Here is a 19,987-nt window from a genome sequence, read left to right on the forward strand (position 1 = left end):
AAGCGGGAAAGGCTGATCCAGCTTTAATATCCAAGAATATCAATGTTTCTATAAAAAAGAAAGAAATTTTACATGATATAAATTTAACACTGGAAAAAGGGAAAATATACGGTTTATTAGGTCCTAATGGGGCAGGAAAAGCACATTGCTTAAAGTGCTTTTAGGGATATTTCCTTCCGCTGCAGCTTATTAAGATTAGCAGCGGCATTTTTTTCTACTATGAGCCTTCTAACGATTTCGGTTGTTCTCATGTTTGTACGTATATTTGAAAATAACAGAATGTAAATGGAGGATGATATGACATGGAGCAGGTTATTTTCGTAGTTTCAATGCTCGCTTTAGGAGTTACGCTGGTTATATTTTTCGGAATGATTTTGAATAACGGATTAAAAGGAGTATTAAACTTCTCAAGAAAACCTGTAAAATTTATGACTGGATCATTTTTGATATACATTATTGCGTTTGCTGTTTATATTTTAATAAGTGTAAAGTAATATTTAACTTCGATATTGGAAATCTGACGCGGATGTGAATTAGGAAATACCGGACAATTAGTTTGAACTCCCTGAGATTAGTTGATAAAGAGATGCCCACCTCATTGGCTTTGGATTAGGGGGATTTATCCTAAATAAAAAAAGCGATCCTGTAAAGGACGCTTTTTTTATATTAATTTTATTCCGCTGATCAAAATAATCGCCGCCATCACAAACTGCAGCGGGCGCGGTGAGAATTTCGGCGAAAAGAAACTGCCGAGGAGGACACCCGGCACAGAGCCGATCAACAGATTCAATACGAGCAGGTAATCGACGCTGCCGAAGCTTGCGTTTAAGAGACCGGCAGCCGTTACAAGTAAAAAGGCATGTGCGATATCTGTTCCCACCACTTCTGCCGTTTTCATTCTGAATAGGTACAGCATGGCGATCGCAAATAATGAGCCGGACCCAATTGATGTCAGGCCGACGATGAAGCCGAAAATGACGCCGATCAGTATCATGAGTCCCCGCTTTTCTTCAAGCGTTTTTTGCTGCCAGCGGTTCGGCCGCAGTTTTTTATCGAAAAAAAGACGGGCGATAATGGAAATGGCGACAAGTGTCAGCACGTAGCCTAGCGCATGTTTGATAATCTGCTCCTGATGCTGGTGAAAAGCGGGGAACAAGTGAAGAACGCCGATGGCGGCTGATGCGCTGGGAATGCTTCCGAGCGCCAAGTAGCCGACAAGTTTAAAATGAACGGTACGCTGCTTCCAATGAGAAACGACACCGAACAGTTTCGTGATGGAATTATATAAAAGGTCAGTGCCGACGGCGATAGACGGGTTGATTCCTAAAACGATCAGCAAAGGAGTCAAAAGCGCCGCTCCTCCCACACCCGTCAATCCGACCAGCGTCCCGACGATGAAACCCATGAACACAATGCTTACAGTCATCTGTGTGCCTCCTGAATAATCCTACTATTTTTATCAGATTATATATGATTAAGGGGCAGTAATCAATCGAATTTTCGGAAAATTTTATATGGAACAAAAAATCCGCCAGTCTGCTTTATATCGCAGACCGGCGGATCATCGGTTTATGATTTTTGCTGATAAAACGGAAGTTCCGTGTGGCCCATTTCTCTTACATAAACGAAAAGATTGCCCTTATGATGAATTTCATGTTCCATGGCAAGCTGAAGGAGAGCGGCGCCGGTAATTTTTCTGCCGAAAGAGGCGGTCAGGTCAATTTCGCGGTTCAGCTGCTCTTCAGTCAGCTGTGACAGGATGATTGCCGTTTTTTCAGTACACGTTTCAGCCAGTTTGACGAGGTCTGTTTCTGATTCTTCATTCGGTTTGTTCTGGATGGCTGATCCGTTTCCGTCGTTAATGACGTTTGCAAACATGAGAAAAGAATAAACCATGTGTTTTACAAGTTCCTGAGCGGACATTGAAGTCTCTGCCGGTTTGTAATCGTAATGCTCGCGGCCGATTTTTTGCGCCAGCTCAATCGTCACGTTTCGATGTGACAGAAAGTGGCTGACCAATTGATTTTGTGCTGTCATGTGAAAACCCCCATTTATCAAGAATATAAAGATGCAAAGATATGCTATATCAACGGCGCGGAAGAAACAAGCAATAAGCTCTTGATGGTGATATTTCGTTGCGGATATCCGAAATTCGACAATTGCGGTCTTTTTGCGTTCTTCTTTTTCTAGCAATTATGATAAAATATGACATATCTCGGTCATTCCAAAAGGGGGGATTTATTGAGGATGAAGCAGACTATTCCGTCCTCTTTTGTCGGGCTCAAAATTAATGAATGGTACACCCATATCCGGCAGTTTCACGTCCTTGAGGCGGAGCGCGTCAAACGTGAAGTAGAGAGAGAGATCGAGGATATGGAAGAAGATCAGGATCTGCTCTTGTATTATTCATTAATGGAATTCAGACACCGTGTCATGCTGGATTACATTAAGCCCTTAAAGGAGGACCCTTCTCAGCCTGAGTTTTCAGAATTATTGGAAGACATTGAAGGCAACCAGTATAAACTGACAGGACTGCTTGATTACTATTTTAATTTTTTTCGAGGAATGTATGAATTTAAACAGAAAATGTTCCTAAACGCCATGATGTATTACAAACGGGCTGAAAAAAACCTCGCACTCGTTTCTGATGACATCGAGAAAGCTGAGTTTGCTTTTAAAATGGCCGAGATTTTTTACAACTTGAAACAAACCTACGTCTCCATGAGCTATGCGGTACAAGCCCTTGAAACGTACCAATCGTATGAGACGTACAACGTCCGCAGAATCCAATGTGAATTCGTTATTGCAGGGAATTATGATGACATGCAGTATCCAGAAAGAGCATTGCCCCACTTAGAACTTGCTTTAGATCTTGCAAAACAAGAAGGCAATCCACGTCTTATCAGTTCAGCCTTATATAATCTCGGAAACTGTTACGAAAAAATGGGAGACCTCTCTAAAGCAGCTGAATATTTTGAGACATCCGTTTCCATTTGCAAGTCAGAAAAGTTCGATAATCTTCCGCATTCTATTTACTCATTAACACAGGTTCTTTATAAACAGAACACCACCGCCGAAGCAGAGAAGCAATACCGCCTCGGGCTGAGTATCGCCCGCGAATACAATGATGAATTGTTTGTAAATCTCTTTCAATTTTTACATGCGTTATACGGCAAGAAAATGGATAACGCATCCGTCAGGCACACGTTTGATTTTCTGGAGGAACACATGCTGTATCCGTATGTGGAAGAATTGGCGCATGATGCTGCCAAATTTTACATGAAACACGGACAGCCTGAAAAAGCACTTACGTTTTATGAAAAAATGGTGCACGCCCAAAAACAAATCCAGAGAGGAGATTGTCTATATGAAATCTAAACTGTTGTCAGGATTGCTGCTTGTTGCTGTCGGGTTCAGCTTTACACAGGTGATCGGCCATGAAAGCCATTTGGAAAACCAAGCGGACGGCACATTCCATATTGCCGCGCGAAACCAAACATAACATAAAGACCCTTCTTTGGAAGGGTCTTGTTTTTTGCTGTGCGTAACCATTCCATTTTTATCCGATTGAAGGGTCTATGTACTCAAGATATCTGTCCTACGAATGCCACCTATTTATGAAAAAGGCATAAGGAGAGATGAAGAGTGGGGATTGAAGTGAAAAAGCGGCTCGTATCGGCTGATAAATATGCGTTAAAATGTCCGAACCCGATGACGCCGGAGTATATTACCATCCATAACACGGCAAATGACGCATCCGCCGCTAATGAGATCAGCTATATGACGGGGAACAGCGAATCAACGAGCTATCATTTTGCAGTTGATGACAAAGAAGTGATCCAGGGAATTCCGTTGGACCGGAATGCCTGGCATTCGGGGGACGGCACGAACGGTACCGGAAACCGGAAGTCGATTGCTATTGAAATCTGTTACAGTAAGTCAGGCGGCGAACGGTACAGAGCCGCAGAGAAATTGGCGATTGAATTTGCGGCGCAGCTTTTGAAGGAGCGGGGCTGGGGGATTGACAGAATCAGAAAGCACCAGGACTGGAACGGAAAGTACTGCCCGCACCGCATTTTGTCTGAAGGACGCTGGGATGAAGTGAAGGCGGATATTGAGAAGCAATTAAACGGAAGTATGCCGCTGAAAAAGGCGTCCGTTTCTTCTTCCGTGTCTGAATACCATGTAAAAAAAGGCGACACCTTATCGGAAATCGCCGCATCGCACGGTGTCAGTATAAAATCGCTGCAAAGCATGAATCATATCACTGATCCGAACCGCATTACAGTCGGACAGGTGATCAAGCTCCCTCAGACGGGTTCTTCTTCAAAAAGTCAGGCTGCGTCATCCTATCCGCTCCCATCCGGGGTGATCAAAGTGACGAAACCGCTGACGAAAGGGACAAACGTGAAACAAGTGCAGACCGCTTTATCCGCCCTTTATTTTTATCCTGATAAAGGAGCAAAAAATCACGGGGCGGACGGTGTTTACGGCCCGAAAACGGCAAATGCCGTAAAACGTTTTCAATCTGTCAGCGGATTAACGGCAGACGGAATTTACGGCCCGAAAACGAAGGCGAAAATCGAAGAAAAACTGTAATCAATAAAACGGAAGCACCCCGGGCTTCCGTTTCTTCTTACATACAAACTGCGGCAAGGGCCTTTTGAATATCATAAATGCTTTCATCTTTTTTAAATTGCTTTGAGACAGCGGGAACCTCCGCGCCGGAAATCCAAATTTTCAGCTCTGAATCCAAGTCAAAGCGGCCGGCGGTTTCTACACTGAATCTGGAAATGCTTTTGTACGGAATGGATTGAACCTCCGTTTTCTTACCCGTAAGTCCCTGTTTATCAACAAGAATAAGACGCTTATCCGTAAACACAATGATATCGCGGACGAGCTTAAACGCGGCATTGACATTTTCACCTTCCAGCAAAATACGGGCCAGTTCTTCTCTTGCTTCAGCCGTTGATATTGTCGACGCGTTACCAAGCAATCCATTGATGAACCCCATGATATATCCCCCCTGATACGTATTCTATCAAATCATACTATAAAAAGGTTTTCATTCCTAGATGAGTAGAGTAAACTGGTGCTGACTGGTAAAGGAGAGCATGTTAAACATGAAAGATCGATATGACAGCTTCGCAGCTCTTTCTGCTGCTGAATCGGAATACCGGATTATTTATGAAGAAAAAAAGGGAAGTGAATGTATCGTCCTCGCTCCCCACGGCGGCAGAATTGAACCCGGTGTCAGTGAGCTGGTGCGGGCATTTTCTGACCAAAGTTCAATTTACTTATTTGAAGGCACGAAGCAGTGCAACAACCGTTTTCTCCACTTGACAAGCACACGTTTTGACGAACCGCTGGCTGTAGAAAAAGTAACTGCTCACCATTATGCACTGGCTTTTCATGGGTATCATGATCTGAAAACGGCAAATACACTCGTCGGGGGCGCGGATCTGGAAAAAGCCAGACGTATTTGTGATCTGCTGCGTGAAGCGGGGTTTTGCGCCGAACTAACGGATATGAACGATCGGCTGGCAGGTGTGAATCCCGGGAATATTGTCAATCGGACAAAAAGGAAAATGGGGCTGCAATTGGAAGTAAGCACGGCACAGAGAAGCGCGCTGTTCAGCAATTTCGGCTGCCGGAGAGAAACGTACACGCCGACCGATCTGTTTTTTCGGTATGTAGAAGCCGTAAAGCTCGGTTTTTATGAGTAAATGAACCGGATTCGCACCGCCTGCCCATTCTTTCTGCACCGGGGCTGTGTGAAAGAGCTTAAATATCACGCAGGAAGCGCTTGGCGGGCAGTACGGTGGGAACAGCGTCTGATACAGGCTTCACAATACCTTTCTTCTGATGTCAGCTTTCAATAAAATACGGCGCTTTTTCTTCAGCGGCATGCAAGTGTTTTTGCCTGCCTTCGTAATACACATTTGGACGCTTGTCGGATAGAAGACAAGCGAGCCGCTTCTGAAATTGAATACCTGCTTTACGCCGTTCAAACAGCTCAAGCCTTTTTTCCGCAAATGATGCCGTCACCCGGAAAGCGGCTGCGATTAAAATGACGGCATGGCTTCTCCGCTGGGGAAGCTCCATGTTTAACAGCATAAAGGTCGGTACACAGAAGTGGTACATAAAATGGTTGGCTTGGAATTCCTGCAGTTCCCTGAACAGCTTGTTCATGTGAAAATGATTACCGGTATGCTTCAGCACATGGCACAGTTCGTGTGCAAAATCCTCCCATTGCTCCTCAGGTGACTTTTTTTGATTCAGGACGATGCTGTACATGCCGTCCCGCTTCAGCATCATGCTGTGCGTATCTTCAAAATGAATCCAAATATCAAGCTCCTTGGCAATTGTTTGCATATCAATATGGAGAGGGGCGGTCATTCCCATGCGGCAATATAAGTTTTTGACGTATTCCTCCAGATGTGTTAAAAAATCGCCCAATTGAAAACACCCTTTCGAACATATGTTCTTTTTAAGTGAGAAAGAAAAGCCCTGATCGGACTTTGAATCAATTCCCTTTTCTTTTAAAAATAAACATTCAGCTTTTATATCGGCTGAACTTTAATCGATTTAAAGGAAAAGAGCGGATTATTTATGTTTTGGCCTGCGGTTTTTCTCTTTTTCTTTTAAATAATTAATGAATTCAATGGCCTGCTGTTTGCTTTCCGGCGAAAAGTCCTGCATGTCCCGATACGCGATCTGCAGGTCGGGATCAGCAAACAGATCTTCATCTGAAGGTTCTTTTCCGGTTAACAAATAATCCGTTGACACATTGAAATAATCCGCAAGCTTTTGCAGCGTTTCATAATCGGGTTCAGATCGGCCGTTTTCATAATGAGAATATCTGGCGCGCGAGACACCGATATGATTAGCGACTTCTTCCTGCGTTTTCTTTCCTCTGAGACTTTTTAATCTTCCGCCTATCATCCGAATGACCTCTCTTTTTTCAACACCCTAAGTTACTTATGATTATAGATACAAAATGTATCAAAATAAAGGGATGATAAAAAAAGTATCAAAAAGGTCTTGATGATACGAAATGTATCGTATATAATCAACATCATAGAGATACAAAATGTATCAAATAACGATAAGAAATTGATCAGGAGGGTGAGAGATGCAGCCGATAATCATCTGTTTCAGCAGCAATCCGGCTGACCAGAAATGTTTAGGAAAAGCAGGCGGTTCGATTTCTTTTACCGCTTGCGGACTTCCGGTGTTCCGATTTGATAACCGATTGCAGTATGAACGTTATATAAGGTTGAAGAAAAACGGAGATGTTCATGATGAATCGTAAAAGCTACCCGTTTTTCACCTATTCCGGATTATTGAATTCAGAACATTATGACAAAATGGGTTCCGCCATATGGCTGTTTTTATGGTTCGTCAGCTCAACGACAAAGGAACAAATAAAAGACGGCATCAAGTGGGGGCTCGTTCTCGGGCATAAGCCCGTTAAAGCAAGAGAAATGGCCGATGTATTTACAGTCAGCGAAAAAACCGTCAGACGGTGGCTTGAGATCTTGGAACAGCACGAATATATCAAAACCGTCCGCGCACCTTACGGACTTATCATCTCCGTAAAACACTCGAAAAGATTCACGCCGAAAGGGACATTGACCCGCCCGGAAGTCACTGACCGGACAATAACGGCAGATCACCGGGACAAAAATGTCCAGAGAGAAATAGATATAACAAAAAATCATACTGCTGAAGAAGCGATTAACGAAATTGCCGCCCATTTTATCAGGTTAAGGTCTGCACAGGAGGGGCGGAGCGTATACCCATCGCCAAGAGATTACCAGGCCATCGCCCGTATTGTTTCGCTAGGTGCATCAGTACAAGAAGCAATCAAATGGCTTGGCGAATGCTTTGCCGCTTTTGAACAGCGGCGCACTTCATCAGCTGAAACGATCAAGGCCTTCAGCTATTGCGCCAAGTTTATCGAAGACCGCTTGAATGCACGAATTGCGGGAAGGACAATCACAACAAAAAAAGAGAGGAATACGATACATGACAACACGAACGATCGAGCAGATTCTTGCCGACCTGAAAAACGGAAAACGTCCATTACTGGCGGCCAGACCGGAAGAATCAGACGAAAGCCGCTTTGACTGTCCGCTTTGTAAAGATCAGGGCGGTTATCTCAAAAAACAGCTGGGAATGGATGTGTGGGTCAAGTGCCGCTGCGCAGCTGAACGAAAAGTAGAGCGTATCCTCGGCGCAAGTGAGATTACAGGCGCCTTTCGGAAGCTGGATTTCAAAGGATTTATTACGCGGGGCAAGCCTCAGGCAGTCATCGACGCATATGAGTGCGCCCTTGAATTTGTTGAAAACTTCGACACGATTAAAAACTGCCGGAAAAACAGCATTGCCCTTTTAGGGCGTCCGGGATCGGGAAAAACCCATCTTTTGACCGCTCTCAGCAATTATGTCATGAGGCAGAAGCAGACACCGGTGCTGTATTTTCCTTTTGTGGAGGGCTTTACGGATTTAAAAAATGATTTTGATCTGCTCGACGCAAAGCTTGCCCGTATGAAGCAGGCGGATGTGCTCTTTATTGACGATTTGTTTAAACCGCTGAACGGAAAACCCCGGGCGACCGACTGGCAGATTGAACAAATGTACGCCGTCGTGAATTACCGCTATTTAAATCATAAGCCGGTTCTTCTGTCGAGCGAGCTGGCCTGTGACGAACTGGTTCAGGTTGATGAAGCCTTGGGCACAAGATTATATGAGATGTGCAGCGATTATTTAGTCATCATTCATGGAAACCCATATGAAGTCAACCACAGATTAGAGGGGGCGAGATAATGTGTAAACTGTGCGGGCCGAAGAAGGTTATTGTGACGGAAACAGGTTTCGGCGCTGTCTTTCACCCTTGCCCGAACTGCAAAACAGGGACCGATTTAACGCCGGTCATTAAACGTCTTGAGCGAATGGTTCAAGACGCAAAAGCGAGGCTTGATGCACGTGTATAAATATATCAAATGGCTTTTTTGCCTGCTGTTCAGGGCGAAACGGATAGAAAAGCAAATTGAAGCATGGCATGAGGCTGATGGAAAGTGAGGATAAACATTGCAAGTAAAAAACAGCCCCGCCCCGTGGCGGGCCGTACACAGCGGCGAAGAAAAACCCATTTACATTTATTCAGCATACAGCGAATCGGATAAAGAGAAATTTCCTTATTCAAACGGAAGGCTCATCGCAGCCGTTTTCAACTTAAGTTCATACTCGCAGCAAGTCAACGCGGCATTGATGGCTAAAGCCCCGGAACTTTTTGAAGCGGCCGAAACGGCTCTCCGCCTGCTTCGGGGAGAAAGCGCTGAAGATAAAGAAGCGTTCATTAATGAACTCGGAAGCCTCATACATGAAGTAAACATCCTGAAAAAGACGGAGGACATAAAACATGAATCCTAAAAAACTGTCAGACATTGAACATACAACATTAAAAAGCCAGCTGGAAGAAGGAAAGGTGCGGGTCATCATTGTAGACGGGCTGAAGAAGGAAGTATGGCTCGCCGAAGCGCCGGAGCACGGCAAAACGCTTATCGAAACGAGAAAAGGGGATCTCGCCCGGGTTGAATACGAAATCGGCTTTAAATTGAATTGATTTTTAAAAAAGAATACGTCCAAGACGGAAAGCCTGCGGACACTGATCAATCGCGCACATTTTGCGCATTGGTTGGTGTCTTTTTTTGTTCCGAAAAAGAGGAGGATTTATTATGGAAGACTTACTATTTGAATATAAACGCACGCTGAAACAGACGAAAAAATGGTACAAGCATCTTGAGGAAGCTGATGAAACGGCGCTGACTTCAGAAGAACTGAAAGATAAAAAAATCATCAGAACGATCATTACAGATTTGGAATATGTCACTGAATGGCTTGAAAAAGGCCGGCAGCCCGGCATAAGAAGAGCGATAGACCGCAGAGACGCTTATCAGAGAATGCTGATTAAAGATCCGAGAATCATAGAAACCTATTCACAGGCGCTGATGTTCGTACCTTCCGGAAATGTGACTGAAGAAGACAGAATCAGACTGCGGGACGCATTAGCCGTCTTAACGGATAGAGAAAAAGAAATGCTTCTCCTCCACAAAGCGGAATGCTTTTCGTATGAACGGATCGCCGCATTGCTGAACGTAAAGAAATCAACCGTACAGACGACGGTCAAACGGGCGCTTCTAAAAATTCAAAAACAGCAGGAACAAAGAAATCAATCGCCTGCTTAATAAGTTGTCATACGTTTGCCACCTAGAAGTGAACAGACGATCCCAAAAAGCGGCCCGAAAGAAGCCGCTTTTTATTATAGACATCCATGTCGGAGGTGGCGGTGATGCCGTAGCATGAAAAACGCAAAAAAAGAACAGGCATTTACAATCTATCAGTCTCATCAGGGCCGCATCACAAACCGCGCCCTTGCCGGAAAATCAGGCGTATCCGCAAGAACGATCGGCAGATGGAAAAAAGAAGGGCGCTGGGACGAAGCGCTCAATCAAAATGTAAAAAGCGGCGGAAAAAACGCCCCGGCCGAAGATGAATTAAACGAACGACAGCGGCTGTTTTGTCTTTATTATGTGAAAAGCTTTAACGCCACCCAATCCGCGATAAAAGCCGGGTATTCACCGGAAAGCGCGCATGTGACGGGAAGCAGGCTGTTAAAAAATGAAAAAGTCGCAAAAGAAATCAGCCGCATGAAAAAGGAAATGGTCAATAAAGTGTTTGTCGAAGCAATGGACGTTCTGCAAGTCTATGTGAAAATCGCTTTCGCCGACATTACCGATTATGTAACCTTCGGAAAAAGGGAGGTTCAGGCCTTCGGAAAATCAGGACCGCTCTTTGACGAAAATGATAATCCGATTATGCAGGAGATCAGCTACGTTGATGTTAAAGATTCGAATCTTCTGGACGGAACCATCGTCACCGAAGCGAAACTCGGGAAAGAAGGCATTGCAATAAAGCTTGCCGATAAGATGAAAGCACTGGAAAAGCTGTCCTTGTACTTTGACCTTTTCCCTGATCAATTTAAGAAAAAAATTGAACGAGAAAAATTAAAGCTGGCGCAGCAGAAGCTGGAAAAAACAGAAGAGAGCCAAAAGCCGATTGACATAGTCATTACGCGGAAAGAGGAACGGCCATGATTGAAAAAGCGGTCAACCCGCGCTTTGAAGATTATTTGTTCAATTGGAATGAAACGTACCAATTTCTCGTCGGAGGCTACGGCTCGTCAAAAAGCTATCATACCGCGCTGAAAATCATCCTGAAGCTGCTTTGTGAAAAACGGACGGCGCTTGTCGTTCGGGAAGTATTCGATACGCACAGGGATTCTACCTTTGCACTGTTTGAGGACATTATCGAGGAGCTTGAGCTGGGACATGCTGTAAAGGCCGTTTCTTCACCGATGCAGCTGAGATTCGCAAACGGAAGCCGGATTATGTTTAAAGGAATGGACAACCCGGCCAAATTGAAATCCATTCACCATATTTCTTTGATTTGGATTGAGGAATGCTCAGAAGTGAAGTATGAAGGCTTTAAGGAGCTGATCGGCCGTCTGCGCCATCCCGAGCTTTCGCTTCACATGATATGCACCACAAATCCCGTCGGCACCTCCAATTGGACGTACCGGCATTTTTTTCGTGATGAGCAAAAAAAACGGTTCGTATTGGATGATCATACGCTGTATGAAAAAGGCACCGTCGTTAAGGGGGATACGTATTACCACCATTCCACCGCGTGCGACAATCTGTTTTTGCTAAAAAGCTATATTAAGCAGCTTGACAGCTTACGGCAATACGATCCCGATTTGTACCGGATCGCCCGCAAAGGACAGTTCGGCGTCAACGGCATCCGCGTATTTCCGCAGTTTCAGGTCATGGAGCACACCGAAGTAACAGAGCGGATTGCCGCTATCAGACGCCCGCTGTTTCGGACGGGCATGGATTTCGGTTTTGAAGAGTCATATAATGCGGTCATCCGGCTTGCCGTCGATCCGGATAAAAAAGAGCTTTATATTTTCTGGGAGTATTACAAAAACAAAATGACCGATGATCAGACAGCTGAGGAGCTTCAGGAATTGGCGGATAAAAAAGAGCTGATCAAGGCGGATTCAGCCGAGCCGAAAAGCATCCAATATTTCCGCAGGCAGGGCTTTTGCATGGTCGCGGCCAAAAAGTTTCCCGGCTCAAGGCTTCAGTATACGAAAAAACTGAAACGGTTCAAACACATCTATTGCTCAGACAGCTGTCAAAATACAATCCGCGAATTGCAAAACTTAACATACGCGAAAAACAAAAACGGCGTTCTGTCGGAAGATGAGTTTTCAATTGATCCCCACACACTTTCAGCGATTTGGTACGCGCTGGATGATTATGACGCGGCGGATCTGAAAGATTCATCACAAAAACGGACACGTCCGAATCGGGAAAGGGGGAGGTAACCGTTGGCGAAAAACCAAAACGTCAGAGCCACCGTCATTAAATCAAAGATGGCCGCGCCGCAGGCAAGACAGATGCAAGAAGATCAATTTGCCGATTTGTACGGCGAAGACATCATCTCTCCGCCCTATAATCTCATTGAGCTGAAAACGATCGCCGAATATTCGACCATTCTTCAGCAGTGCATTGACGCGTATCGGGTCAATATTACGGGCTTCGGTTTCGATGTCGAATATACCTTTGACGTAAATAGCTCAGACTGCTCCCCGGATAAAAAAGCGCGGGCTGAAAAGAACTGGATGAAGCTGGAGAGCTTTTACAAATGCCTTCATTTTGATGAATCGGCTGAGACGATCCTCGGTTATGCGATAGAAGACCGCGAAAAAACGGGCAACGGTTTTCTCGAGGTGCTTCGTGACGGAGCGGGAAAACCGGCTGGGATTGAATATCTGGATGTGAAACATATGCGGGTGTGCGGTGTGACTGATCCCGTTGAAGTCACGTTTTCATATGAAGAAAACGGCTCATCCAAAACGATTAAAAGGCAAAAACGGTTCCGTAAATATGTTCAGATGCTGAACGGGCATAAAGTATTTTTCAAGGAATACGGCGACCCCCGGATGATGGACATGAGAACCGGCGAATACGTAAAGACCTTGCCTGAAGAATACCGGGCAAATGAAGCCATTCACTTAAAAATCGGCAGCGGCACTTACGGTATCCCGCGCTGGGTCGGCAATATCGTCAATCTGTACGGCGCCCGGAAAGCGGAAGAACTGAATTTTATGTATTTCAAGCAGGGCCGTCACGTGCCGGCCGCCATTACGGTTGAAAACGGCATGCTGTCAGAAACCTCGTACAAAGAGCTCCAGGATTATATGAATGACCTGGAAGGGGTGGAAAACGCCCACAAATTTCTGCTGATTGAGGCGGAAGGCATTGCGAAGGAAAAGGACCTTCACGGAGGCGAAGACATTACGCCTGTGTCTGTGGAAATTAAATCACTTGCGGAAATTCTGCAGGATGATGCGCTGTTTCTTGAATATGACGACAAAAGCAGAAATAAACTCCGCTCCGCTTTTCGTCTCCCGCCGCTTTATACGGGCGAGGCGCAGGAATACAACAAAGCTACAGCCGATACGGCACGGAAAATAACGGAGGAGCAGGTGTTCCAGCCGGAGCGGAAAACGCTGATTAATAAGCTCAATACGTTATTTTTGCCTGAACTGGGGCTTCACGATGTACAGCTCGCACTAAAAGGGCCTGATTTTCGCGATCCGCTTGAAATTGCGAAGGTGCTTACGCCATTTATCTCCGCCGGCGCCGTCTCTCCTAATGATCTCCGTGATCTGGCCGGAAGAGTGCTCGGCAAAACGCTTGAAGAATGGCCTGAAGAGTACTACAGCCGGCCGGTGCTGCAACGGAAAAAGGAGCAATCCTGAAAGGGGGTGAAAACATCTCGTGCCGAGAGAATTAAGAAATGCCGTCATCAGTTTTGTAAGCTATGTCGATAAGGCGGCGAACCAAACGGAATTCTTTTTCACAAAAGCGGCCGGCATTCCGTCATTTGAAAAAAAGGTGCAGGTGTTTACAAAAAGCGAACCGGATGAGCAGAAGCTTGTTTACGGCATTGTATACGAGCCGGATGTCCCGGATGCCCATGGCGATTATATGACGGCCGAAGAGATTGAAAAGGCCGCTCACGGTTTTTTGGCGGACGCCCGCAACATTGATACAAATCATAATTTTGAAGGCGGAACCGGCGAGGTGGTGGAGTCGTACGTCGCCCCGGATGACTTTGAAATCGGGAATGCTGTGATCCGGAAAGGCTCTTGGGTGCTTGTCACCAAAGCCTCCGATGAAGTATGGGATCAGATTAAAGCCGGTGTCATTACTGGCTACAGCATGGCGGGAACCGCTGACGTTTACGAAGAGCCGGAGGAAAAGCAAGCAGGCTTATTCGGCGCGGTCAAGCAATTTCTCGACCGTGACCGCAAATCAAGATACCGCAAGGGAGAGGACTTGAACAAGATGAGAAAAGAAGACGTAAGAGAATCGATTGAACACGCGCTGCACCCGCTCTTAAAGCGGCTTGACAGTTTGGACCAAAATACGGATGACAAAGACGGGGCGGCTGCGCCGTCCGATGAAGAAAAGCTGAAAACGCTTGTCGAGGACATGCTCGCGCCGATTATTAAACGCATCGAAGCGCTTGAAAAAGTAAGAGGCGCATCAAAGCAGCCGGAAGAAGAGACGAGCGGCCAAGAGCCTGTTAAAAAATCCATTTGGAGCGGACTGCTTTAAGCCCAGTCAGAAGGAGGAACTGTAGAGTGAGAAATCAAGATATCATCAGAAAGGCGGAAATGTCACTTTCCGCTTTAAAAAGCGGCGGTTTAATGAATCCCGCACAAGCTTCAGCATTTATCCGCATGGTGCAGAACACGCCGACTATTTTCAGCGAATCGCGAGTGATTCAAATGGAAAACGACTCGCAGAAATTTGAAAAAATCGGTTTCGGCCAGCGTATTCTGCGTGCCGCTGAGGAAGGAAAAGCCTTAACGGACGATCAGCTGACCGTCCCGGCAACAAGCACGGTGCAGCTGAATACGAAAGAAGTCATTGCGGAAATTAACATTACCTATGACACGCTTGAAAACAACATTGAAAAAGACGGTCTGCAGCAGACGATCATGCAGATTTTAGCGGAGCGGGCGGCAGTCGATATTGAAGAGCTTGTCGTAAACGGCGATACATCTTCATCTGATCCGTATTTGGCGCAGCTTGACGGAATCCGTAAGCAGACCGTCTCTCACGTCATTGACGGAAACGGGGAAGAGCTGTCCAGAGCCACATTTAAAAAAGGCTTAAAAGCAATTCCGGCAAAATATTTGCGTCTGCCTCAAGAATTCAGATTTTACACATCTCAAGGCATGGAGATTGAATGGAAGGACCGTGTGGCTGACCGTCAGACCAATCTGGGGGATCTTGCGGTGCAGGGCGGTTTGTCTTCAGCATTCGGCGTTCCGGTTAAAGGGGTTTCCAACCTGCAGCCGTACTCAGTCGGAGAAGGTGATTCTCAGTACGAGGCATCAGACATTATTTTGACTCACCCGAAAAATATCATTCTCGGTTTTTCACGGAATATCAGAATCGAAGTAGATAAAGATATTCGCAGCCGCAAATTTATTATCGTACTGACGGCTAAGCTTGACAGCAAATTTGAAGAAGAAGATGCAAGCGCCAAAATCGTAAACGTTAAAGAATAAGACGGGGGTGGCAGTTATGTTAATTCAGCCGTCTGACGTTGTTTCATATTCAGTTTATGATCAAGTCAAAAACAGGCCGGAGCAGCTTCTTATCCAAGACATTCTGGAGGCGGAGGCGGAAGCGGCCAGGCTGGCGGGGCATCCGTTCACTGATCCTGTATACTCACCGCTTCCCGAAAAGATTAAGCTTGCGTTATTAAAGCTTTCTCAATATTTTGCGCTGATCAACCAGAACGAAGCAGCCGCTTCAGCCTATCAATCTGAAAAGATAGGCGACTACTCCTATACGGTGGCCGGTGAAGGCGGAATCCGAAAACCGGCGGTGTACCACCTGCTTTGTGAATATATCGCGCCGGGCTGTACCCCGGCTTCTGCAAGCGCAAAGGTGAGGCCGTTATGAGCTACGAACGGCTGCTTACTGACAGATGCGATATTTATCATGAGAGGGTGTCAGCTCCGAAGGCCGGACGTTTCGGCATTCCCGCTGAAAAGCTCCGGCCTGACTTTTCTTATCCGGAAGTTCCCGATGCTGAAAGAGTGCCGTGCCTGTTTGTTGAAAAACAGCAGCAGCTTATTCAGCTTGAGCCTGATCATAAGGTATATCAGCGGTATCTCGTTCATTTTCCGAAAGAGACAGTTTTGCGCGTCAATGACAAAATCGTTTGGGAAGATCAGGCGTATATTCTGGAAATGCCGAAGAAAGCAAGACAGCACCATTGGGAGGCCATCGCTGTGAGAGATGACAGACTATGAGCATAAAAAGCCTTGAAAAATGGAATCGGTCGCTGCTGAAGGCATCATCCGGCGAGTTTACCCGTCAGGCCAGCGGATGGCTGGAACAATCAGGAGAGGATTTTCTCGATCTGGTACGGGAGGAGCTTATTCATTCGGGAGGGATCGATACAGAAAACCTGCTGTCTTCTTTCCGAAAAGGAGCGCGGGATCATGTGTGGATCATTGAAAACGGGGGACTGACTCTTGAAATCGGCACCAATGTAGAGTATGCCTCATTCATAAATGACGGACATTGGACCGTCTCAGAAGAAAATGTCAGATGGGTGCCGGGGTATTTTCAAGGCTCCCGGTTCATATATGATCCGTCAGCTTCAACCGGAATGGCGCTCAAAAAACAGTGGATCAGCGGGAATGGGTTTTGGGACAAAGCCCTTCTTTTATATGAAACAATCTTCGCAAGGTCGCTGGACAAGCGCTTCAGCAAGTGGCTTAACACGTTGGGGGGAGATATCGGATGAATCGCGAAACCGGTTCAATCGCCGCATTTTTATATCATCAGTGCGGCGTGCCCGTATATGAAAATGAACTGCCTGAACAATTTCAGGTGCCGTCACTTTACATCCCGCCCCCTTTTGTTTTTGACGAGAATGACACAGTCACTACCTTTAAGAAAACATACAGTCTGAATGTGAAGCTGTTCCATGCCGACTCGGTGCAGGCGCTCGATGAAGCAGACCGGATTGCTGATGCGGTGAGAGAATCTAGACAGATGATTCCGCTGCTTACTGAATCAGGGGAGGATACCGGTGATTTCATCCGCATCAGCCGTATCGAAACGAGAGTCGGAGACAAAGGCGAGGCAGTGATTACAATCCGCTGGACGAGCCGCTACTATTATAAGAAACAAACATTTCCCGCACTTCGGGGTGTGGACATTAACAGCGGGGTGAAACAAAAGTGAAACAACATAAAAAGAAGAACGCCGCCACGGCAGAAAGAGCGGTTCTTTATGACACGGCGGATTTAACAAAGCACGCAAAGGAGCTTTTCGGCGTAAAACCTGAAATTCTCCAGGGTGCTTTATTCGGCGTGAAGCAGAAACAAATGACAAAAGCGCAAGCCCAGACATACATTCAAGCATTTTTAACCAAGGAGGTCATGCAATAATGAACGGCGGAACATTTACGCAAGGAAAAGAAAAAGAACGTGCCGGGATCTATTTTAACTTTAAAACAACCGCTCAGGAGCGGGTATCGATCGGTGAGCGGGGGATTGTCGCCCTTCCCGTCGCATCCAACTGGGGTGAAGCGAAAACATTCGTCTCCATTTCAAGCATTGAAGATTTGAATAAAAAAGTGGGGCTCAGTATTGAAGACCCGTCACTGATTCTGCTGCGCGAGGCGAAGAAGAAAGCAAAAACCGTTTTGATGTACCGTCTGACAGAGGGACTCAGAGCGAGCGCCGATCTTTCGCAAGGTGTAAAAGCAACCGCTCTGTACGGCGGTTCAAAAGGAAATGACATCATCATCCGCATCAGTGAAAACGTCCTTGATCAGACCGCTTTCGATGTGACCACATACATGGATGAAGCGGAAGTTGACAAACAAACGGTGAAAAAAGCCGAAGAATTAAAAGCAAACGGCTATGTCACATTCACGGGAACAGGCGAGCTGTCGGTTTCCATCCCGCTGACAGGCACTGAGGAAGAGTCCGGGGTAACATTAAACCCGCAGGCGGGCATCCGACTTGCAGGCGGAACCGATAAAGCGCCAGCCAACTCAGACTATATTGATTTTTTAGCTGCGGCTGAAACGGAGAATTTCGATGTGATCGCTCTTCCTGTCGCGGATAACGAGCAGCTGAAAGCGACATTTGCCGCATTCATTAAACGCCTTCGCGATGCGCAGGGACAAAAAGTGCAAGGGGTGACCGCCCATTACAGCGGGGATTATGAAGGCATTATCAATGTTACTGAGGGCGTCCTGCTGGAAGACGGAACCGAGATTAAAGCTGAAGAAGCGACCGCTTGGGTGGCAGGTGCTAGTGCCGCCGCTGCATTTAATCAGTCCCTCACATTTGTTGAATACGAAGGCGCAGTCGACGTGCTGCATCGCCTGACTCATGATGAAGTGATCGAACGTCTTGCCAAAGGTGAATTCCTTTTCTCCTATGACGCCCGTGATAAATCAGTCAGCGTTGAAAAAGATATCAACTCATTGGTGACATTTACGGCAGAGAAAAACAAAAAGTTCGCGAAAAACAAAATCGTCCGCGTGCTTGATGCGGTGAATAACGATTTGACACGTGAACTGAAAGCCTTAATTAAATCGAAAAAAGGCACGGGCAGCGATCTGCCTGCGACAAACGATGGCCTTCAATTCGTCAAAACGATGATCATTCAATATTTGACAACACTTCAGGATGCGGGCGGCATTGCAAACTTTGATTCAGATACTGATATCACAATCGGCCTGAATGAAGACCGCGACGGTTTTTTAATTGATCTCGCCGTACAGCCTGTGGATGCAGCGGAAAAATTCTACTTTAACGTGGAGGTAAACTAAGATGGCATTAAAAGCGCAAAACACCATTTCAGGAAAAGAAGGCCGTTTATTTCTCGATGGGGAAGAGATGGCGCATATTAAAACCTTTGAAGCAAACGTGGAAAAAAACAAATCGGAAGTAAACATCATGGGCCGCCGCATGACGGGACATAAAACGACAGGCGCCAACGGAACGGGCACGGCAACGTTCTATAAAGTCACATCCAAATTTGCCGTGCTTATGATGGATTACGTCAAAAAAGGCAGCGACCCGTATTTTACGCTTCAAGCCGTTCTTGACGACAAATCATCAGGCCGCGGAACAGAACGCGTCACCCTGTATGACGTCAACTTTGATTCCGCTAAAATCGCCGGACTGGACGTAGACTCAGAGGCGCTCGAAGAAGAAGTGCCGTTTACCTTTGAAGATTTCGATGTGCCGGAAAAGCTTTCTGAAACGTTTTAATCAAGATCGTTATGAGTGACACAGGCCTTTTACAGGCCTGTTTTTAATAAAAAAAGAGTAAGGGAGTTTTCATCATGAGCGAAAAAAACGAACAAGTATATGATCTGTCATTCTTTATGCCGGGAAAAACAGTCGAGGCTGAGGAGATTCGGGTTCCGCTTTCAAAGCGTTTTGTCGATAAAAAAGGAAACATCGTGCCTTTTATTTTTAAAGCAATTACGACGGAGCGCATTGATGAACTGGAGAAGGAAAGCACGACCTATAAAAATGTGAAAGGCAGAGGCCGGGTCAAAGACTTAGACAGCCAGCGCTTCTATGCACGGATCGCAGTTGAATCTACAATTTACCCTGATTTCCGGTCTAAGGAGCTCCGCGATGCCTACAAAACGGCAGATCCGGTCGAGGTGGCAAAACGCGTTCTTTCAGTCGGCGGTGAATATGCAAATTGGCTGAATAAAGCGATTGAGATCAACGGATTTGAAGATGAATTAGAAGACCTGGAGCAAGAAGCAAAAAACTGAT

Annotated in this window: 31 protein-coding genes; 26 read left to right on the plus strand and 5 right to left on the minus strand. The window is 46.0% G+C overall.

The features are described 5' to 3' along the window. Positions 1 to 104 precede the first annotated feature (104 nt). The gene (locus MHH91_RS20805; protein WP_232469732.1) at positions 105 to 164 is read left to right on the plus strand and encodes a hypothetical protein; all 60 of its coding nucleotides are present in this window, start codon (positions 105 to 107) and stop codon (positions 162 to 164) included. Between the two features lie 138 nt (positions 165 to 302). Continuing rightward, a complete protein-coding gene (locus MHH91_RS06470; RefSeq protein WP_014470507.1) occupies positions 303 to 494 on the plus strand; it encodes a hypothetical protein in 192 nt (63 codons plus the stop codon). 167 nt (positions 495 to 661) lie between these two features. On the opposite strand, the gene MHH91_RS06475 is transcribed toward MHH91_RS06470, so the two are convergent. Together MHH91_RS06475 and MHH91_RS06480 are read right to left on the minus strand one after the other, a co-directional pair. After that, positions 662 to 1,426 (minus strand): sulfite exporter TauE/SafE family protein, encoded by a 765-nt coding sequence (locus MHH91_RS06475; RefSeq protein ID WP_013351927.1) that lies wholly within the window; start codon positions 1,424 to 1,426, stop codon positions 662 to 664. Between the two features lie 143 nt (positions 1,427 to 1,569). Then, positions 1,570 to 2,037 (minus strand): DinB family protein, encoded by a 468-nt coding sequence (locus tag MHH91_RS06480; protein ID WP_013351928.1) that lies wholly within the window; start codon positions 2,035 to 2,037, stop codon positions 1,570 to 1,572. A 204-nt stretch (positions 2,038 to 2,241) separates the two neighbouring features. Here MHH91_RS06480 and MHH91_RS06485 point away from each other — a divergent pair, with 204 nt between their 5' ends. The 3 genes from MHH91_RS06485 (at position 2,242) to MHH91_RS06495 (ending at position 4,599) form a co-directional block, all read left to right on the plus strand. Further along, positions 2,242 to 3,378 (plus strand): response regulator aspartate phosphatase, encoded by a 1,137-nt coding sequence (locus tag MHH91_RS06485; protein WP_088030497.1) that lies wholly within the window; start codon positions 2,242 to 2,244, stop codon positions 3,376 to 3,378. After that, positions 3,368 to 3,502, plus strand: a complete 135-nt coding sequence (locus MHH91_RS06490; RefSeq protein WP_003154881.1) for a PhrA family phosphatase inhibitor — start codon at positions 3,368 to 3,370, stop codon at positions 3,500 to 3,502. Before MHH91_RS06485 ends, MHH91_RS06490 begins: the two co-directional genes overlap by 11 nt. 143 nt (positions 3,503 to 3,645) lie before the next feature. Further along, complete coding sequence (locus MHH91_RS06495) at positions 3,646 to 4,599, plus strand: N-acetylmuramoyl-L-alanine amidase (RefSeq protein WP_013351930.1); 954 nt, start codon at positions 3,646 to 3,648, stop codon at positions 4,597 to 4,599. A 37-nt stretch (positions 4,600 to 4,636) separates the two neighbouring features. On the opposite strand, the gene MHH91_RS06500 is transcribed toward MHH91_RS06495, so the two are convergent. Beyond that, the gene (locus tag MHH91_RS06500) at positions 4,637 to 5,014 is read right to left on the minus strand and encodes a PH domain-containing protein (RefSeq protein WP_013351931.1); all 378 of its coding nucleotides are present in this window, start codon (positions 5,012 to 5,014) and stop codon (positions 4,637 to 4,639) included. A 109-nt stretch (positions 5,015 to 5,123) separates the two neighbouring features. On the opposite strand from MHH91_RS06500, the gene MHH91_RS06505 reads away from it, so the two are divergent. Beyond that, positions 5,124 to 5,726, plus strand: coding sequence for a poly-gamma-glutamate hydrolase family protein (locus MHH91_RS06505; protein ID WP_013351932.1), 603 nt, complete (start codon positions 5,124 to 5,126; stop codon positions 5,724 to 5,726). A 142-nt stretch (positions 5,727 to 5,868) separates the two neighbouring features. On the opposite strand, the gene MHH91_RS06510 is transcribed toward MHH91_RS06505, so the two are convergent. Continuing rightward, positions 5,869 to 6,459 (minus strand): ImmA/IrrE family metallo-endopeptidase, encoded by a 591-nt coding sequence (locus tag MHH91_RS06510; protein ID WP_013351933.1) that lies wholly within the window; start codon positions 6,457 to 6,459, stop codon positions 5,869 to 5,871. Positions 6,460 to 6,606: 147 nt separating this feature from the next. After that, positions 6,607 to 6,945, minus strand: a complete 339-nt coding sequence (gene xre / locus MHH91_RS06515) for an HTH-type transcriptional regulator Xre (RefSeq protein WP_013351934.1) — start codon at positions 6,943 to 6,945, stop codon at positions 6,607 to 6,609. A 190-nt stretch (positions 6,946 to 7,135) separates the two neighbouring features. On the opposite strand from xre, the gene MHH91_RS06520 reads away from it, so the two are divergent. The 20 genes from MHH91_RS06520 (at position 7,136) to MHH91_RS06615 (ending at position 19,986) form a co-directional block, all read left to right on the plus strand. After that, positions 7,136 to 7,315 (plus strand): hypothetical protein, encoded by a 180-nt coding sequence (locus MHH91_RS06520; RefSeq protein ID WP_013351935.1) that lies wholly within the window; start codon positions 7,136 to 7,138, stop codon positions 7,313 to 7,315. After that, positions 7,305 to 8,132 (plus strand): hypothetical protein, encoded by an 828-nt coding sequence (locus tag MHH91_RS06525; protein ID WP_014470504.1) that lies wholly within the window; start codon positions 7,305 to 7,307, stop codon positions 8,130 to 8,132. The genes MHH91_RS06520 and MHH91_RS06525 overlap by 11 nt, the downstream gene beginning before the upstream one ends. Continuing rightward, positions 8,032 to 8,832, plus strand: coding sequence for an ATP-binding protein (locus MHH91_RS06530; RefSeq protein ID WP_013351937.1), 801 nt, complete (start codon positions 8,032 to 8,034; stop codon positions 8,830 to 8,832). The genes MHH91_RS06525 and MHH91_RS06530 overlap by 101 nt, the downstream gene beginning before the upstream one ends. Continuing rightward, positions 8,832 to 8,999 (plus strand): hypothetical protein, encoded by a 168-nt coding sequence (locus MHH91_RS06535; protein WP_003154863.1) that lies wholly within the window; start codon positions 8,832 to 8,834, stop codon positions 8,997 to 8,999. The genes MHH91_RS06530 and MHH91_RS06535 overlap by 1 nt, the downstream gene beginning before the upstream one ends. 97 nt (positions 9,000 to 9,096) lie before the next feature. Further along, a complete protein-coding gene (locus MHH91_RS06540; protein WP_013351938.1) occupies positions 9,097 to 9,438 on the plus strand; it encodes a hypothetical protein in 342 nt (113 codons plus the stop codon). Next, a complete protein-coding gene (locus MHH91_RS06545; protein ID WP_013351939.1) occupies positions 9,428 to 9,631 on the plus strand; it encodes an XtrA/YqaO family protein in 204 nt (67 codons plus the stop codon). Before MHH91_RS06540 ends, MHH91_RS06545 begins: the two co-directional genes overlap by 11 nt. Positions 9,632 to 9,743: 112 nt before the next feature. Then, the gene (locus MHH91_RS06550) at positions 9,744 to 10,253 is read left to right on the plus strand and encodes a sigma-70 family RNA polymerase sigma factor (RefSeq protein WP_013351940.1); all 510 of its coding nucleotides are present in this window, start codon (positions 9,744 to 9,746) and stop codon (positions 10,251 to 10,253) included. A gap of 114 nt (positions 10,254 to 10,367) precedes the next feature. Then, positions 10,368 to 11,162, plus strand: coding sequence for a terminase small subunit (locus tag MHH91_RS06555; RefSeq protein WP_014470502.1), 795 nt, complete (start codon positions 10,368 to 10,370; stop codon positions 11,160 to 11,162). Then, entirely contained in the window at positions 11,159 to 12,457 is a 1,299-nt protein-coding gene (locus MHH91_RS06560) for a PBSX family phage terminase large subunit (protein ID WP_013351942.1), read from the plus strand. The genes MHH91_RS06555 and MHH91_RS06560 overlap by 4 nt, the downstream gene beginning before the upstream one ends. Positions 12,458 to 12,505: 48 nt before the next feature. After that, entirely contained in the window at positions 12,506 to 13,897 is a 1,392-nt protein-coding gene (locus tag MHH91_RS06565; RefSeq protein WP_044051899.1) for a phage portal protein, read from the plus strand. Positions 13,898 to 13,916: 19 nt separating this feature from the next. Then, entirely contained in the window at positions 13,917 to 14,759 is an 843-nt protein-coding gene (locus tag MHH91_RS06570) for an XkdF-like putative serine protease domain-containing protein (protein WP_013351944.1), read from the plus strand. 26 nt (positions 14,760 to 14,785) lie between these two features. After that, positions 14,786 to 15,721 (plus strand): phage major capsid protein, encoded by a 936-nt coding sequence (locus MHH91_RS06575; RefSeq protein ID WP_013351945.1) that lies wholly within the window; start codon positions 14,786 to 14,788, stop codon positions 15,719 to 15,721. Between the two features lie 16 nt (positions 15,722 to 15,737). Further along, positions 15,738 to 16,121 carry a protein YqbG gene (gene yqbG, locus MHH91_RS06580; RefSeq protein ID WP_014470501.1) on the plus strand — a complete coding sequence of 128 codons (384 nt, stop codon included), beginning with the start codon at positions 15,738 to 15,740 and terminating at the stop codon, positions 16,119 to 16,121. Further along, positions 16,118 to 16,474 carry a DUF3599 family protein gene (locus MHH91_RS06585; protein ID WP_013351946.1) on the plus strand — a complete coding sequence of 119 codons (357 nt, stop codon included), beginning with the start codon at positions 16,118 to 16,120 and terminating at the stop codon, positions 16,472 to 16,474. Before yqbG ends, MHH91_RS06585 begins: the two co-directional genes overlap by 4 nt. Then, on the plus strand, positions 16,471 to 16,974 hold the full coding sequence (locus MHH91_RS06590; RefSeq protein ID WP_013351947.1) for an HK97 gp10 family phage protein: 504 nt from the start codon (positions 16,471 to 16,473) through the stop codon (positions 16,972 to 16,974). Before MHH91_RS06585 ends, MHH91_RS06590 begins: the two co-directional genes overlap by 4 nt. Further along, the gene (locus MHH91_RS06595; protein WP_013351948.1) at positions 16,971 to 17,417 is read left to right on the plus strand and encodes a hypothetical protein; all 447 of its coding nucleotides are present in this window, start codon (positions 16,971 to 16,973) and stop codon (positions 17,415 to 17,417) included. The genes MHH91_RS06590 and MHH91_RS06595 overlap by 4 nt, the downstream gene beginning before the upstream one ends. Next, positions 17,414 to 17,623: a hypothetical protein gene (locus MHH91_RS06600; RefSeq protein ID WP_013351949.1), complete on the plus strand. Its 210-nt coding sequence runs from the start codon at positions 17,414 to 17,416 to the stop codon at positions 17,621 to 17,623. The genes MHH91_RS06595 and MHH91_RS06600 overlap by 4 nt, the downstream gene beginning before the upstream one ends. Beyond that, on the plus strand, positions 17,623 to 19,020 hold the full coding sequence (locus tag MHH91_RS06605) for a phage tail sheath family protein (RefSeq protein WP_013351950.1): 1,398 nt from the start codon (positions 17,623 to 17,625) through the stop codon (positions 19,018 to 19,020). The genes MHH91_RS06600 and MHH91_RS06605 overlap by 1 nt, the downstream gene beginning before the upstream one ends. 1 nt (position 19,021) lies before the next feature. Next, entirely contained in the window at positions 19,022 to 19,465 is a 444-nt protein-coding gene (locus tag MHH91_RS06610; RefSeq protein ID WP_003154837.1) for a phage tail tube protein, read from the plus strand. Between the two features lie 74 nt (positions 19,466 to 19,539). Continuing rightward, positions 19,540 to 19,986, plus strand: coding sequence for a phage tail assembly chaperone (locus MHH91_RS06615; RefSeq protein WP_003154836.1), 447 nt, complete (start codon positions 19,540 to 19,542; stop codon positions 19,984 to 19,986). Position 19,987 lies beyond the last annotated feature (1 nt).

The sequence above is a fragment of the Bacillus sp. FSL K6-2819 genome (assembly GCF_038008305.1).
Lineage (GTDB): Bacteria > Bacillota > Bacilli > Bacillales > Bacillaceae > Bacillus > Bacillus amyloliquefaciens.